At 73.8% G+C, this 15,163-nt stretch carries 17 protein-coding genes; 10 read left to right on the forward strand and 7 right to left on the reverse strand.

What is annotated here, in order from left to right:
- Window positions 1–68 precede the first annotated feature (68 nt).
- Window positions 69–608 (forward strand): hypothetical protein, encoded by a 540-nt coding sequence (locus ACZ6ZT_RS03570; protein ID WP_469715161.1) that lies wholly within the window; start codon window positions 69–71, stop codon window positions 606–608.
- 355 nt (window positions 609–963) lie between these two features.
- Here ACZ6ZT_RS03570 and bioD read toward each other — a convergent pair whose 3' ends face one another.
- The 3 genes from bioD to bioB all read right to left on the reverse strand — a co-directional run bounded on the left by bioD (window position 964) and on the right by bioB (window position 4,250).
- Window positions 964–1,683, reverse strand: coding sequence for a dethiobiotin synthase (gene bioD, locus ACZ6ZT_RS03575; protein ID WP_469715163.1), 720 nt, complete (start codon window positions 1,681–1,683; stop codon window positions 964–966).
- Window position 1,684: 1 nt separating this feature from the next.
- Window positions 1,685–2,917: an adenosylmethionine--8-amino-7-oxononanoate transaminase gene (locus ACZ6ZT_RS03580; protein ID WP_469715812.1), complete on the reverse strand. Its 1,233-nt coding sequence runs from the start codon at window positions 2,915–2,917 to the stop codon at window positions 1,685–1,687.
- 94 nt (window positions 2,918–3,011) lie between these two features.
- Window positions 3,012–4,250, reverse strand: a complete 1,239-nt coding sequence (gene bioB, locus ACZ6ZT_RS03585) for a biotin synthase BioB (RefSeq protein ID WP_469715164.1) — start codon at window positions 4,248–4,250, stop codon at window positions 3,012–3,014.
- 155 nt (window positions 4,251–4,405) lie between these two features.
- On the opposite strand from bioB, the gene ACZ6ZT_RS03590 reads away from it, so the two are divergent.
- Window positions 4,406–5,578, forward strand: a complete 1,173-nt coding sequence (locus ACZ6ZT_RS03590) for an 8-amino-7-oxononanoate synthase (protein WP_469715166.1) — start codon at window positions 4,406–4,408, stop codon at window positions 5,576–5,578.
- Window positions 5,579–5,592: 14 nt separating this feature from the next.
- On the opposite strand, the gene ACZ6ZT_RS03595 is transcribed toward ACZ6ZT_RS03590, so the two are convergent.
- The gene (locus tag ACZ6ZT_RS03595; RefSeq protein ID WP_469715168.1) at window positions 5,593–5,820 is read right to left on the reverse strand and encodes a DUF397 domain-containing protein; all 228 of its coding nucleotides are present in this window, start codon (window positions 5,818–5,820) and stop codon (window positions 5,593–5,595) included.
- A gap of 13 nt (window positions 5,821–5,833) precedes the next feature.
- The gene (locus tag ACZ6ZT_RS03600) at window positions 5,834–6,718 is read right to left on the reverse strand and encodes a helix-turn-helix domain-containing protein (RefSeq protein WP_469715170.1); all 885 of its coding nucleotides are present in this window, start codon (window positions 6,716–6,718) and stop codon (window positions 5,834–5,836) included.
- A 198-nt stretch (window positions 6,719–6,916) separates the two neighbouring features.
- Between ACZ6ZT_RS03600 and ACZ6ZT_RS03605 the strand changes: the two genes are divergently transcribed.
- From ACZ6ZT_RS03605 to ACZ6ZT_RS03640, 8 genes are all read left to right on the forward strand, one after another.
- Entirely contained in the window at window positions 6,917–7,360 is a 444-nt protein-coding gene (locus tag ACZ6ZT_RS03605; RefSeq protein WP_469715172.1) for an ATP-binding protein, read from the forward strand.
- A 229-nt stretch (window positions 7,361–7,589) separates the two neighbouring features.
- Complete coding sequence (locus tag ACZ6ZT_RS03610; RefSeq protein ID WP_280919855.1) at window positions 7,590–7,892, forward strand: urease subunit gamma; 303 nt, start codon at window positions 7,590–7,592, stop codon at window positions 7,890–7,892.
- A 14-nt stretch (window positions 7,893–7,906) separates the two neighbouring features.
- Window positions 7,907–8,218 carry an urease subunit beta gene (locus ACZ6ZT_RS03615; RefSeq protein WP_469715175.1) on the forward strand — a complete coding sequence of 104 codons (312 nt, stop codon included), beginning with the start codon at window positions 7,907–7,909 and terminating at the stop codon, window positions 8,216–8,218.
- Entirely contained in the window at window positions 8,211–9,932 is a 1,722-nt protein-coding gene (locus tag ACZ6ZT_RS03620) for an urease subunit alpha (protein ID WP_469715176.1), read from the forward strand. Before ACZ6ZT_RS03615 ends, ACZ6ZT_RS03620 begins: the two co-directional genes overlap by 8 nt.
- A 79-nt stretch (window positions 9,933–10,011) precedes the next feature.
- Window positions 10,012–10,686, forward strand: a complete 675-nt coding sequence (locus tag ACZ6ZT_RS03625) for an urease accessory protein UreF (protein WP_469715177.1) — start codon at window positions 10,012–10,014, stop codon at window positions 10,684–10,686.
- Between the two features lie 47 nt (window positions 10,687–10,733).
- On the forward strand, window positions 10,734–11,420 hold the full coding sequence (ureG, locus tag ACZ6ZT_RS03630; protein ID WP_469715178.1) for an urease accessory protein UreG: 687 nt from the start codon (window positions 10,734–10,736) through the stop codon (window positions 11,418–11,420).
- The gene (locus tag ACZ6ZT_RS03635; RefSeq protein ID WP_469715180.1) at window positions 11,417–12,220 is read left to right on the forward strand and encodes an urease accessory protein UreD; all 804 of its coding nucleotides are present in this window, start codon (window positions 11,417–11,419) and stop codon (window positions 12,218–12,220) included. Before ureG ends, ACZ6ZT_RS03635 begins: the two co-directional genes overlap by 4 nt.
- 226 nt (window positions 12,221–12,446) lie before the next feature.
- Window positions 12,447–14,111 (forward strand): alpha/beta hydrolase, encoded by a 1,665-nt coding sequence (locus tag ACZ6ZT_RS03640; protein WP_469715181.1) that lies wholly within the window; start codon window positions 12,447–12,449, stop codon window positions 14,109–14,111.
- 51 nt (window positions 14,112–14,162) lie between these two features.
- Here ACZ6ZT_RS03640 and ACZ6ZT_RS03645 read toward each other — a convergent pair whose 3' ends face one another.
- Together ACZ6ZT_RS03645 and ACZ6ZT_RS03650 are read right to left on the reverse strand one after the other, a co-directional pair.
- Window positions 14,163–14,873: a lysophospholipid acyltransferase family protein gene (locus ACZ6ZT_RS03645; RefSeq protein WP_469715182.1), complete on the reverse strand. Its 711-nt coding sequence runs from the start codon at window positions 14,871–14,873 to the stop codon at window positions 14,163–14,165.
- A gap of 100 nt (window positions 14,874–14,973) precedes the next feature.
- Entirely contained in the window at window positions 14,974–15,132 is a 159-nt protein-coding gene (locus ACZ6ZT_RS03650; RefSeq protein ID WP_469715184.1) for a hypothetical protein, read from the reverse strand.
- Window positions 15,133–15,163: the final 31 nt, after the last annotated feature.

The following is a 15,163-nucleotide window of genomic DNA, read 5'->3' on the forward strand; positions in this document are numbered from 1 at the left end:
GGGGGCGGCTGCGATGATCGGCGGTCGGGCCCGTGCGCCGTGCGGGGCCCATGAGGGGGGAGACCACCGTGATACTCCGCATGACCCGGCTCGGGGCCGTGGCCGCAGGACTGCTGATGCTGACCGGCTGCGACGCCGCCCCGCCGAAGCCCCCGGCGGCCGCGCCCGCCGCGCGGCCCTCCGGCCCGGAGGTGTTCTTCGCCGAGGTGGCCGCCCGCTGCGCGGGGGCCGGTGCGGGCGCCCCGGACCCGTCCACCGCGGAGCCTGAGCTTCCGGCCGATCCCGAGGCGCGCAAGTACGCGGAGAACCACGCCTTCCGCCGGCCGGCCGGGCTCTCCGCCGAGGCCGAGTGCCTGGGGCGGGCCCACGCGGACCGGATCAGGTCGGCGCTCACCGCGAAGGCGCCGGCCGGCACCGCCGAACTGGAGGCCCTGCTACGGAGCCTCGGCTACCCGGTGGCCGCCGGTGACGTCCAGGCCCCCGCCTTCGACCTGCGGCTCCCCGGCGCCGGCCCCTGCGTATCGGGCCGCCTCGGCACCCCGCCCCGGGCGGAACCCCACGGCCCCTACCCGGAGGGCGGCTGCCGGGAGCCCCAGGGCGGCCACTGAGCCCGGGCGGCGCGGGCTGCATGGTCGGCGAGGGCGTCGTGCTGGACGTGCTCAAGGGCTCGGGAGAGGGCGCGCCCGGCGCCGGGACCGGCTGACCGAGGCACGGGGTGCCCTCCCGGTGGTGCTGACGGGCCCCCGCCGGATGCCGTCCCCCCCGGCTGGGGCGGAACAGGGCTTCGGCCCGGGTGCTGACGGGGCCCGACGCCCCGCACCTGAGCGCCCTCCGAGCCCGGCGGCGGTGATCACCAGGGGGCTTGGGCCCGGGCAACCACGCGGTCCGGCATGGAAGCACGCGGGGGTGGTGCGCCGGGCGGCGGCGGAGAGCGTCGGTCGGTCGGCGCGGGCGCGCCCCGGGTCAGGCCGGCCAGGCCCCTAGGAAGGACTCCGCCGACCAGGTGCCGTGCAGGCGGGGGGCCAGCCAGGACGGGGCCGTCGTGCGGAAGGCCGCCGGGGTCAGGGCGCCCGAGCCCTCCGGGACGGCGCCCAGCAGCGGCATCCCGGACACCTCGGGGAGGTCGGCGAGGTTGCACCGGGCCGCCAGGTCCGGGGCCGCGGGCCAACTGCCGATGACCACCCCGAACGGGCTCACGCCCCGGGCCCGCAGGGCCTCCGCCGTCAGGGCGGTGGAGTTCAGCGTGCCGAGCCCCGCCGGGGCGACGACCAGCACCGGGGCCGCCAGCAGCCGCGCCGCGTCGGCCAGGGTGTGGCCGTCCTCGTCGAAGCGCACCAGCAGTCCGCCCGCGCCCTCCACCAGGACGAGGTCGTGGTCGGCGGCGAGCCGCGCGGCGGCCTCCGCGACCGCGGCGGGCGCGACGGTGGCCAGCCCGGACCGCCGCGCGGCGGTGCCGGGCGCCAGCGGCTCGGGATACCGGGCCAGTTCGGCCGCGGTCACCGCCGGTCCGGCGAGCCGGACGGCCTCGGCGGCGTCCCCCGGCTCCTCGGGGCCGACCCCGGTCTGGGCGGGCTTGAGGACCGCCACCGAACGGCCGGCGGCCACGGCGGCCGCCGCGATCGCCGAGGTGACCACGGTCTTGCCGATTTCCGTGCCGGTACCGGACACGACGAGTACGGGCATGTCAGCCTTCCTGGGCGGCCGCGAGGACGGCCCGGCAGATCCGGGCGACATCGGCGTCGCCGGTGACGTAAGGGGGCATCACGTAGATCAGGTCGCGGAACGGGCGGACCCAGACGCCCTCCCGGACCGCCGCCCGGGTCGCCGCCCCCACGTCCACCGGATGGTCGAGCTGGACCACGCCGATCGCGCCGAGCACCCGCACGTCCAGGACGCCCGGAAGCGCGCGCGCTCCGTCGAGTCCCTCCCGCAGGCCCGCCTCGACGCGCTTGACCTCCCCCGCCCAGTCCTGCCCGAGCAGCAGGTCGACGGAGGCGAGCGCCACGGCCGCGGCGAGCGGGTTGCCCATGAAGGTGGGCCCGTGCGCGAGCACCGGCACCTCCCCCCGCGAGATCCCCTCGGCCACCCGCTCGGTGCACAGGGTGGCCGCGAGGGTGAGGTAGCCGCCGGTCAGCGCCTTGCCCAGGCACATCACGTCCGGCGTGATCCCGGCGTGGCCGGCCGCGAACAGGGCGCCGGTGCGCCCGAACCCGGTGGCGATCTCGTCCAGGATCAGCAGGACCCCGTACTCGTCGCACAGTGCGCGCAGCACCCGCAGGTAGCCGGGGTGGTGGAAGCGCATGCCGCCCGCGCCCTGCACCACCGGCTCCACGATCACCGCGGCCAGTTCGTCGGCGTGCGCCGCGATCAGGGTGCGCAGGTGGTCCGCGTACGCGGGGTCCACGGGGGTGTCGAAGCCGCCGGGCGGCGCGTCCGCGAAGACCTGCCGGGGCAGGTGGCCCTGCCACAGATCGTGCATGCCGCCGTCGGGGTCGCAGACGGCCATGGGCTGCCAGGTGTCGCCGTGGTAGCCGCCGCGCCAGGTCAGCAGCCGGGTCTTGCCGGTGCGGCCGAGCGAACGCCAGTACTGCAGGCACATCTTGACGGCGACCTCGACCGACACGGAGCCCGAGTCGGCGAGGAAGACGTGCTCCAGCCCCGGCGGGGTGATCTCCACCAGCCGGGCGGCGAGCCGGACGGCGGGCTCGTGGGTGAGCCCGCCGAACATCACGTGGGACATCCGCCCCAGCTGCGCGGCCGCGGCCCCGTTCAGCACCGGGTGGTTGTAGCCGTGGATCGCCGACCACCAGGAGGACATGGCGTCGACCAGCTCCTCCTGTCCCTGCGCCGGAGCGGCGAGCCGCAGCCTGACCCCCGAGGCGGAGGAGACCACCAGGGGCTCCTGCCGCCCGGGCATCGGGCCGTACGGGTGCCACACGTGCTGCCGGTCCAGGTCCAGCAGCCGCCCGGTGTCCGAGGAGCGGTCGAGCGGGTCGTGCAGGGGGAACGGGTCACGCATTGGGGGCGAGGTCCGTTCCCGCGCCGCGGCGGCGCACGGCCACCAGGTCCGGCCGCACCCCGCCCGCCTCGGCCTGCGCCGGGACGGGCGCCTGCGCCTCGTGTCCGGAGCAGCCGCCGCACGCCGAACCGCAGCCCGCCGCGGCCGGGTCGGCGCTGTCGCCGCCCGGACCGCAGAGCGAGGCACCGCCCGCGTGGGAGCCGCAGCCCCCGCCGGCGGCGGCCTCGGAGCGGTGTGCGGGAAGGGTCGTCGTACCGGCGCCCTCGACCTCGAAACCGGCGTCCGCGATCATGTCGAGGTCGGCCTGGCCGGCCTGGCCCTCGCTGGTGAGGTAGTCGCCGAGGAAGATCGAGTTGACCAGGTGCAGGGCGAGCGGCTGCATCGTGCGCAGGTGCACCTCGCGGCCGCCCGCGAGCCGGACCTCGACGTCGGGGCAGACGAAGCGGACCATCGCGAGGATGCGCAGGGCGCGCTGGGGGGTGAGGTTCCACTCCTTGGCGAGCGGGGTGCCCTCGAAGGGGATCAGGAAGTTGACCGGCACGGAGTCCGGGTCCAGCTCGCGCAGCGAGTAGACGACGTCGACCAGGTCCTCGTCGCTCTCGCCCATGCCGGCGATCAGGCCCGAGCAGGCCGACAGGCCGGCCGCGTGCGCCTTCCGGACGGTGTCGACGCGGTCCGCGTACGTGTGCGTCTTGGTGATCGCGCCGTACGTGGCCTCGGAGGTGTTGAGGTTGTGGTTGTAGGCATCGGCACCCGCGTCGCGCAGCCGCTCGGCCTGGCCGTCGGAGAGCAGGCCGAGACACGCGCAGACCTCGACGCCCTCGTTCTGCTCCTTGATGGCCGCGATCGTCTTGCCGACCCGGTCCACGTCCCGGTCCGTCGGACCGCGTCCGCTGGCCACGAGGCAGACCCGCTTCGCGCCGCCCGCGACGCCCGCCGCGGCGGCCTGGGAGGCCTCCTCCGGCTTCAGCCACGTGTACTTGAGGATCTCGGCCTTCGACCCCAGGCGCTGGGAGCAGTACGAGCAGTCCTCGGGGCAGAGCCCCGACTTCAGGTTGACCAGGTAGTTCAGCTTGACGCGGCGCCCGAACCACTGGCGGCGCACCTTGCCGGCCGCGGCCACCACGTCGAGCAGTTCGTCGTCGGAGGTCGCCAGTACGGCGAGCGCCTCTTCGCGGGTCGGCAGCTCGCGCCGCAGTCCCTTTTCCACCAGGGTGTTCAGCAGGTCCATGAGCCCGATCCTGGACCACACGAGCACTCCCGGCCAAGGAGAGATCGGACAACATGGCCTGAAGGGAGTGTGTGGATCGCCACACCGGTCCCTCCGGCCCCGGCGGCTAGGGTCGAGCAGATCTGTCGACTGCCGACAAAACACGAGGACCGCCGATGAGCCAGCACACCCCCGGACCCGAGGACGTCTTCGCCTGGATCGACGGCGCGGAGCGGGACCGCGAGCGGGCGGGGCTGGTACGGACCCTGCGCCCGAGGTCCGCCTCCTCGCCCTTGCTGGACCTGGCCAGCAACGACTACCTGGGCCTGTCCCGGCATCCGGAGACCGTGCGCGGGGCGTGCGAGGCGGCCGGCCGCTGGGGAGCGGGCGCCACCGGCTCCCGGCTGGTCACGGGGACGACAGAGCTGCACGCCGAACTCGAAAGGGAGCTGGCCGATTTCACCGGTTTCGAGGCGGCCCTGGTGCTTTCCTCCGGGTATGCGGCCAACCTCGCCGCCGTGACGGCGCTGAGCGGGCGGGGTGCGCTGGTCGTCTCCGACGCCGGGAACCACGCCTCGATCGTCGACGGCTGCCGGCTCTCGCGGGCCGAGGTCGCGGTCACCCCGCACGGCGACGCGGAAGCCGTCGCCAAGACCCTGGCCGCCCACGACGGCCGGGCTCTGCTCGTCACCGACTCGGTCTTCTCGGTGGACGGGGACGCCGCCCCGCTGGCGCGGCACGCGGCGGCCTGCCGGGACGCGGGCGCGGCCCTGGTGGTCGACGACGCGCACGGCCTGGGGGTGCTCGGCGCGGGCGGCCGCGGAGCCCTGCACGCCGCCGGTCTCGCCGGCGCGCCCGGGGTGGTCGCGACGATGACCCTCTCGAAGTCGCTGGGCAGTCAGGGCGGGGCGGTGCTGGGGCCGGCCAAGGTGATCCGGCACCTGGTCAACACCGCGCGCGCCTTCATCTTCGACACCGGGCTCGCCCCGGCCGCCGCGGGCGCCGCGCTGGCGAGTCTGCGCCTGCTGCGGCGGGAACCGCAGCGCGCGGACCGGGTGCGGGAGGTGGCCGCCGAGCTGTACGGGCGGCTCACCGCGTCCGGCCTGACCGCGGTCAGGCCGGACGCGGCCGTGGTGTCGGTACGGGCCCCGTCGGCGGCGGCGGCACTGCGCTGGGCCGCCGACTGCCGCGGGGCGGGTCTGTCCGTGGGGTGCTTCCGTCCGCCGTCGGTGCCGGACGGTGTCTCCCGGCTGCGGCTGACCGCTCGGGCCGATCTCACGGGGGAGGAGATCGGGCGGGCCGTCGCGACGGTCCTGGGGACCGCTCCGGCCGGGGCCACGGACCGGTAGGCGCACCGCCCGCCCTAGAGCGGGCCGGGCACGTCCGCCCGTACGCAGGCGAGGAAGCCGTCCCAGGCCGGCCCGGTGAAGAGCACGGCCGGTCCGTCCGTCCGTTTGGAGTCGCGGACGGCCAGCAGACCGCCGGTCAGGGCGGCCGCTTCCACGCAGTTGTTCATTCCGGTGCTGCGGCTGCTGCGCCGCCACCGCGCGCTGTGCAGAAGTCCGCGGGCGGATAAGGGGGTTGCGGACACGGGGGGTGCCTCCTTACGCGTCGTCAGCGAGTGAGCTGATGAGATCCGACGAGTCATGGGGCGGGAGGGCATGCGCCTGGATGGTGCGGAACGCGGCGCCGTAGGCCTCCAGGTCTTCCTTCCGCTCCAGATAGAGGCTACTCGTCAAATGGTCGAGTACCACCACATCCAGATCGGCGATGTTCGGAAATGAGAAGATGACGAACGGTCCTGTCAGGCCGAGATGACCCCCCACGGTGAACGGCAGTACCTGCAGCCGCACTTGGGGCAGCCGCGCCACCTCCACCAGGTGCCTCAGCTGCTCGCGCATCACCCCCGGCCCCCCGATCTGCCGCCGCAGCACCGCCTCGTCCAGTACGGCGCTCAGCTCCAGCGGCGGATCCGACCGCAGCACCGCCTGCCGTGCCAGCCGTACGTCGACCAGCGCGTCCACCTTCGGCTCCGGGAGCCCGCCCAGCGCGGCCCGGGTCACGGCCCGCGCGTACTGCGGGGTCTGCAGCAGACCCGGCACCACCGACAGCTCCACCGTCCGGGCCGCCCGGGCCCCGGCCTCCAGGCTGATGAAGTCCCGGTACTCCTGCGGGAGCAGGCCCCGGTAGTCGTGCCACCACTGCCGTCCGCCCGCGGCGGCCCCGCTCGGCGCGGGGCCCGCGGCCGAGGCCCCGAGCGCCTCCAGCAGGGCGCGCTGCTGGACGCTGACCACCTCTCCGTAGGCGTCGAGCAGCAGCCGGATGTCCTCCGACTTCACGCCACTGCGACCCGTCTCGATACGGCTTATTTTCGACTGGTGCCATCCGACGATCCGGGCGACCTCACCACTGGTGAGCCCGGCGCGGTCGCGGAGGGCGCGCAGTTCCTCGCCGAGCTTGCGCCGACGCACCGCGGGACCGTGCTGCATACCCGCTCTCCTTCCACCGGCACAGCTCGCACCAGTCTGCCGTCCAAATACGCTCTTCCGTAGCAGAGTTCACCGCATTGAGGGACAGATATATGCATATCTTGGGGGAACGGAGGAAACGACGGCACCATGGGTGACACTCTGGCGCTCAGCGTAAGGTCCGGGGCGGCTGCGCCCCGGTGGGAAAGGGACGTCGCCATGGCAGATCAGCAGGAAGCCTCCGTCACTCTGCCGAGCGACCCGGTCTCGGTCGCCGCCGCCCGCCGGTACGTCTCGCAGGTGCTGGGGGAGTGGGGTCTGTCCCGGGACGCCGAGACCGCCGACGCCGTCCGGCTGATCGTCTCGGAGCTGGCCACCAACGCGGTGCAGCACACCTTCGGCCAGTCGCCCACCTTTACCGTCGAGATCCGCCTCGAACGCGAGGAATGGCTGCGGGTCGGCGTGACCGACAGTCACCCGCGCTGGCCCCGCCGGCTCCCCGCCGCCGTGCAGCAGGACAACGGCCGTGGGATGGTGATCATCCGCTGGCTCGCGGCGGAGGCCGGCGGCCGGCTCTCGGTCAGCCCGACCCCGGACGGCGGCAAGACCGTGTGGATCGCGCTGCCCTGGCCGGCCGGAGCGCCCGCGGCTGCTGACGCCTGAAACATGGGTTAACTCGGCGGAAAACTGCGGGCCGTAGCGTGTGCGGTCCGGCTTTCCGTCAAGATTCAGCCATGGGCCGGTAAAGGACCGGCGATCGGGACGGAAAGCCTCTGCCCGTGTTGGGCAAGACATGCTTGGCATGGATATGCACAGGTCAACAGAGTGTTGAAGACGGGTACGGTCTTCCTGGCGCGATGTTGATCATGTCCCGGAAGCTTGGTGATATCAGGTGCAGTTGACACCGCACGAACAAGAGAGACTCATGATCCACGTGGCCGCCGACGTGGCCGAAAAGCGCAGGGCGCGTGGGGTCCTCCTGAACCACCCCGAGGCCGTGGCGCTGATCACCTCGCACATCCTCGAAGGCGCCCGCGACGGGCGGACCGTGGCCGAGCTGATGGCCTCCGGCCGTACCGTGCTCACCCGCGCCCAGGTCATGGAGGGGATCCCCGAGATGATCCACGACGTCCAGGTCGAGGCGACCTTCCCGGACGGCACCAAGCTCGTCACCGTCCACGACCCCATCGTCTGAACGGGAGCAGCCCGATGATCCCCGGCGAAATCGCCTTCGGGGACGGTCCGGTGCGCCTGAACGAGGGCCGTCCCGTCACCCGTCTCACCGTGCTCAACGCCGCCGACCGGCCCGTCCAGGTCGGCTCCCACTACCACTTCGCCGAAGCCAACCCCGGCCTCGACTTCGACCGCCGGGCCGCGCACGGCCTGCGCCTGAACATCGCCGCCGGCACCGCCGTCCGCTTCGAGCCGGGCATCCCGGTCGCCGTGGAACTCGTCCCGCTCGGCGGGCTGCGCACCGTACCGGGGTTGCGCGGGGAGACCGGAGGGCCGCTCGATGGCTGAGATCTCACGCCAGGTGTACGCCGACCTGTTCGGACCGACGAAGGGCGACCGGATCCGGCTCGCCGACACCGACCTCTTCGTCGAGATCGAGGAGGACCTCAGCGGCGGACCCGGGAACTCCGGTGACGAGGCCGTCTTCGGCGGTGGCAAGGTCATCCGCGAGTCCATGGGACAGGCCCGCACCACCCGCGCCGAGGGCGCCCCCGACACCGTGATCACCGGCATCGTGATCCTCGACCACTGGGGCATCGTCAAGGCCGACATAGGCATCCGCGACGGCCGGATCTGCGGGATCGGCAAGGCCGGCAACCCCGACACCATGGACGGGGTCGACCCGGCCCTCGTCATCGGCCCCGAGACCGAGATCATCGCCGGCAACGGGAAGATCGTCACCGCGGGCGCCATCGACACCCACATCCACTTCATCTCGCCAACCGTGATCGACGAGGCCCTCGCCTCCGGCATCACCACCCTCGTCGGCGGCGGCACCGGCCCCGCCGAGGGCTCCAAGGCCACCACCGTGACCCCCGGCCCCTGGCACCTGGCCCGGATGTTCGCGGCCCTGGAGGCCTACCCCGTCAACATCGGGCTGCTCGGCAAGGGCAACACCATGTCCCGCGAGGGCATGCGCTCCCAGCTGCGCGGCGGCGCCCTCGGCTTCAAGATCCACGAGGACTGGGGGGCCACCCCCGCCGTCATCGACGCCTGCCTGAGCGTCGCCGACGAGACCGGCGCGCAGGTCGCCATCCACACCGACACCCTCAACGAGGCCGGTTTCGTGGGCGACACCCTCGCGGCCATCGCCGGCCGGACGATCCACTCGTACCACACCGAGGGCGCGGGCGGCGGGCACGCTCCCGACATCATCACCGTGGTCTCCGAGCCCTACATCCTGCCCAGCTCGACCAATCCGACCCGGCCGCACACCGTCAACACGGTCGAGGAACACCTCGACATGCTGATGGTCTGCCACCACCTCAACCCGGCCGTCCCCGAGGACCTCGCCTTCGCCGAATCCCGGATCCGGCCCTCCACCATCGCCGCCGAGGACGTCCTGCACGACATGGGGGCCATCTCCATCATCTCCTCCGACTCCCAGGCCATGGGCCGGGTCGGGGAGGTCGTGATGCGCACCTGGCAGACCGCCCACGTGATGAAGAAGCGGCGCGGCTTCCTGGCCGGAGACGGTCCCGCCGATAACCACCGGGCCCGCCGCTACGTCGCCAAGTACACGATCAACCCCGCCGTCGCCCAGGGCCTCGCCCGCGAGGTCGGCTCGGTCGAGGTGGGCAAGCTCGCCGACCTGGTGCTGTGGAACCCGGCCTTCTTCGGCGTCAAGCCCGAGGTGGTCGTCAAGGGCGGCCAGATCGCCTACGCGCAGATGGGCGACGCCAACGCCTCCATTCCCACCCCGCAGCCGGTCCTGCCCCGCCCCATGTTCGGCAGCATCGGCCGCGCGCCCGCGCTGAACTCGCTCAACTTCACCGCGCAGGCCGCGCTCGACGACGACCTGCCGGAACGGCTGGGTCTGGGCAAGCCGTTCGTGGCCATCGAGAACACCCGCAAGGTGGGCAAGACGGACATGCGCAACAACGACGCGATGCCCCGGGTCCACGTCGACGCCGACACCTTCACCGTCAGCATCGACGGCGAGGTCGTGGAGCCGGCGCCCGCGGCGGAACTGCCCATGGCGCAGAGATACTTCCTGTTCTGATGGGCCGCACCCTTCCGATGCGCCGGACCCTTCCGGCGCCCCGCGGCGTGCGGGGACACGGTCGCGGGGAGCCCCTCCGATGAGCCTCGCCGCGCTGCTCGTCCTCGCGGACGGCCGCTTCCCCGCCGGAGGCCACGCGCACTCCGGCGGGGCGGAGGCCGCCTGCAAGGCGGGCCGCATCCACGACGCGGCGAGCCTCGCCGACTTCTGCCGCGGCCGCCTGCACACCGCCGGGCTGACCGCCGCCGCGCTCGCGGCGGCGGCCGCCCTCGGCCTCGACCCGGTGGAACTCGACGCCGCCGCCGACGCCCGCACCCCCTCGCCCGCGCTGCGCGCCGCCGCGCGACGGCTCGGCCGCCAGCTCCTGCGGGCCGCCCGCGCCACCTGGCCCGACCCCGCGCTCGACGCGCTGGCCGCGGCCTTCCCGCGCGGGGCGCACCAGCCCGTGGTGCTCGGGGTCACCGCCCGGGCGGCCGGGCTCGGCGCCCTGGACGCCGCGCACGTGTCCGCGTACGAGAGCGTCAGCGGGCCGGCCACCGCCACGGTGCGGCTGCTGGGCCTGGACCCCTTCGAGGCGACCGGGGTGCTGGCCCGGCTGGCACCCGAGCTCGACGCCGTCGCCGCCCGGGCCGCCGAGGCCGCCCTGCTCGCCCGCACCGAGGGCGCGGACGCCCTGCCCGCCCCCTCCTCGCCCCTGCTGGAGATCGCCGCGCAGGCCCATGCCGACTGGCCGGTACGCCTCTTCGCGTCCTGAGCGCGCGGCGCGCCGACCGGCCACCCCCACGACTTCAAGGAGAACCCGTGCACCTCGACCACGACGTGACGTACCCGCACCGCCACACCCACAGCGCGGACCCGCGCCGCGCCGACGGCACCCGCCGCGCCCTGCGCATCGGACTCGGCGGACCCGTCGGCTCCGGCAAGACCGCCACCGTCGCCGCGCTCTGCCGGGCGCTGCGCGCCGAACTGTCCATGGCCGTCGTCACGAACGACATCTACACCCGCGAGGACGCCGAGTTCCTGCTCCGCGAGGCCGTCCTGCCGCCCGAGCGGATCAGCGCCGTCGAGACCGGCGCCTGCCCGCACACCGCCATCCGCGACGACATCTCCGCGAACCTGGAGGCGGTGGAGGAGCTGGAGGAGAACGTCGGGCCCCTCGACCTCATCCTCGTCGAGTCCGGCGGCGACAACCTGACCGCCACCTTCTCCCGAGGCCTGGTCGACGCCCAGATCTTCGTCATCGACGTGGCGGGCGGCGACGACATCCCGCGCAAGGGCGGCCCCGGCGTCACCACCGCCGACCTGCTGGTCGTCAACAAGACCGACCTCGCCCCGTACGTCGGCTCCGACCTGGACCGGATGGCCCGCGACGCCGCCGAGCAGCGCGGCGAACTGCCCGTCGCCTTCCAGTCCCTGCGCTCCGCCGAGGGCGTGGCCCCGGTGGCCGGCTGGGTGCGCGAGCGGATCGCCGCCTGGATCGTACGGTGACCAGCGCACCCCCCGCCGCCGCACTCCCCCTCCCCGCGCTCCCCGCCACCGGACTGCGCGCCACCGCCCGCATCGGCGCCGTCCGCGACGGGCGCGGCGGCACCGCCCTGCCCCTGCTGGCCGGGGAGGGGCCGCTCGCCCTGCGCCGCACCCGAGGCGAGGGCGCCGAGGCCGGGGTGATGCTGGTCGGCGCGATGAGCGCCCCCCTCGGCGGCGACCACCTCACGGTGGAGGCCGAGGCGGGGCCGGGCGCCCGGCTGCTGCTGCGCTCGGCGGCGGCCACCCTGGCCCTGCCGGGCCGGGGCGGCGAGCCCGCCCGGTACGACGTACGGCTCGCCCTCGCCGAGGACGCGGAGGTGCGCTGGCTGCCCGAGCCGCTGGTCTCCGTACGCGGCAGCGACCTGCGCGTGCGCACCCGGGCCGAACTGGCCCCCACCGCCCGGCTGATGCTGCGCGAGGAACAGGTGCTGGGCCGCACCGCGGAGGCCCCGGGCCTGCTGCGCGCGCGGCTCACGGTCCGCCGGGGCGGCCGGCCCCTGCTGGACCAGGAGTTGTGCTGCGGCCCGGGCGCCCCCGGCGGCTGGGACGGCCCGGCGGGGATCGCCGGCCACCGGGCGCTCGGCCAGCTCCTCGTGGTGGACCCGCGCTTCGAGGCGGATCCGCCCCCGGCGCGGGTGCTGGGGGAGTTCGCGGCGCTCACCCCGCTCGCGGGCCCGGCCGTGTTGGTGACGGCGCTGGCCCCGGACGCGCTGCGGCTGCGCGAACTGCTGGACGCGGCGGCCGGGACGTACGGCTGGTGACGCGCAAGGGGACCGACACGTACGGGTGGTGACGCGGGGTCGTACTCGGGGCGAATGGGACACCGCTCAGCGGTACACCCGTCTCCGGTTATCGGGTTGGCAAAGAAGTCGACCGTGCTCTGTTGTCGGGTATCGGTCAGGCGCAAGGATCCCCCTGCACGCCGACGACCGAAACCCGACCGAACCCGGCCGCCCACGGCGGCACATACGCAGGGGGAACAACCACGTGATACGCACCGCGGCGCTGGGGAGCGCCGCCACTCTCATCACCGGTGCACTGGCAGCCGGCCTGCTGCTGGCGCCGTCCGCCTCGGCGGCCTCCGCAGGCCGTGACAACGGCGCCGCCGAGGCGGTCGGCGCCCAGATCGCCGCCGCCCGCGCCGCGCGCGCCGGGATCGACTGGAAGGACTGTCCCGCCGACTGGGGTTACGCCAAGCCCGTCCAGTGCGGCTGGGTCAAGGTCCCGCTCGACTACACCAAGCCGTTCGGCAAGACCATCGACCTCGCGGTCGACCGCGCCGTCAGCACGGGCACCAAGGCGGAGCGCCAGGGCGCCCTCGTCTACAACCCGGGCGGCCCCGGCGGTTCCGGCATGCGCTTCCCGCTGCGGATCACCAACAAGAGCCCGCTGTGGGTGAACACCTCCAAGGCGTACGACTTCGTGGGCTTCGACCCCCGCGGCGTCGGCCACTCCGCGCCGATCTCCTGCATCGACCCGCAGGAGTTCGTCAAGGCCCCCAAGGCCGACCCGGTCCCCTCCGACGAGGCCGACAAGCGCGCCCAGCGCAAGCTCGCCGCCGAGTACGCGGACGGCTGCAAGGAGCGCAGCGGCGAGATGCTGCCGCACATGACCACGCCCAACACCGCGCGCGACCTGGACGTCATCCGGGCCGCCCTCGGCGAGCAGAAGCTCAACTACCTCGGCGTCTCCTACGGCACCTACCTGGGCGGGGTCTACGCGACCCTCTTCCCGACCCACGTGCGCCGCATGATCGTCGACAGTGTGGTCAACCCGGCCCAGGACAACATCTGGTACCAGGCCAACCTGGAGCAGGACGTCGCGTTCCAGATGCGCTGGAACGACTGGGAGGACTGGGTCGCCAAGAACGACTCCGTCTTCCACATCGGCGACACCCGCGCCAAGGTCGAGGCCAAGTGGCTGGAGCTGCGGGCCAAGGCCAAGGCCAACCCGCTGGGCGGCGTCGCCGGTCCGGCCGAGCTCATCGGCTTCTTCCAGGGCGCCCCGTACTACGACTCCTCGTGGGTCCCGGTCGCGAAGGCGTTCGCCGCCTACGTCGCCGGTGACGAGAAGCCGCTGATCGACGCGGTCGCCCCGGACATGTCCGACACCGCCGGCAACGCCGCGTCGGAGAACAGCAACGCCGTCTACACCGCGGTCGAGTGCGCCGACGCCAAGTGGCCGACCAGCTGGGCCAAGTGGGACCGCGACAACACCGCGCTGCACCAGAAGTACCCGTTCCTGACCTGGTCGAACGCGTGGATGAACCTGCCCTGCGCGACCTGGAAGTCCAAGCAGAGCACCCCGATCGAGGTCGGCGCCAAGCACGGTCTGCCGCCGGTCCTGATCGTCCAGTCCGAGCGTGACGCGGCCACCCCGTACCAGGGTGGTGTCGAGCTGCACCGCCGGCTGGCCGGTTCGCGCCTGATCACCGAGCAGAACGCCGGCTCGCACGGTGTGACCAGCCTGGTGAACCCCTGCATCAACACGCGGGTCGACACCTACCTGCTGACCGGCAAGGTCGACGCCAAGGACGTGAAGTGCGGCCCGCACGCCACGCCCGTCGCGCCCGCCCCGGCCGCCGCGAAGGCGCTGACGCAGTCCGCCGACGCCGCCCTGCCGGCGCCCGAGGAGCTCCCGGCAGTCCGCTAGGCCGCACCGGGAACACCGAGCACGACAGAGCACGACAGAGCGGGAGGAGGCTCAGCGCGTACCGCGCCGGGCCTTCTTCCGCTTCTCCTCTTCCTCGGCCTTGACCTCGCCGGCGTACCGGTCGACGTACTCCTGGCCGGAGAGGCCGAGGATCGCGTACATGATCTCGTCGGTGACGGCGCGCAGCACGGCCCGCTCGCCCTCCATCCCCGCGTACCGGGAGAACTCCATCGGAGCGCCGAAACGGATGGTCACCCGCCGGATCCTCGGGATCTTCCGGCCGGGCGGCTGGATCTCGAAGGTGCCGACCATCGCGCAGGGCACCACCGGCACCCCGGCGCCCAGGGCCATCGCGGCCACCCCGACCTTGCCCTTGTAGAGCCGCCCGTCGTGCGAGCGGGTGCCCTCCGGGTAGATCCCGAGCAGCTCGCCCTTGGCCAGCACCCCCAGGCCCTCGCGCAGGGCCGCCTTCCCGGCGTCCTTGCCGGAGCGGTCCACCGGGATCTGGCCGGCGCTGCGGAAGAAGGCGGCGGTCAGCCGGCCCTTGAGGCCCGGACCGGTGAAGTACTCGGCCTTCGCGAGGAAGGTGATCCGGCGCCGCAGGATCGCGGGCATGAGGAAGTGGTCGGAGAAGGACAGATGGTTGCCCGCGACGATGGCCGCCCCGTCCGGCGGGACGTGCTCCAGCCCCTCGATCCGCGGCCGGAACAGCAGCCGCAGCAGCGGACCGAGCAGCACGTGCTTGAGCAAGTGGTAGAACACCCGGCGCTTCCCTTCACCTGACGATCCGATCAGTGTGACGGAACCGGTGCCGGATGGACATGCCGCGGCCGCGCCCGGCCGGGAGACGGGCGCGGTACGGTCAGCCGCCGCCGGTGGCGGCCGCGCCGAGGGTCAGCAGGCCCAGCACCACCCAGCCGAACCACAGCCAGCCGTTGCTGCCGAGCGCCACGGAATAGGCGGAGACGGCCACCAGGGCGGCGAAGGTCGTCACGGCCATCGCCTTAACGGATCCGGTCATGCCCCATGGTGGCGCCCCGGACCGCTCCAGC

Source organism: Streptomyces sp. NPDC102258, assembly GCF_055584685.1.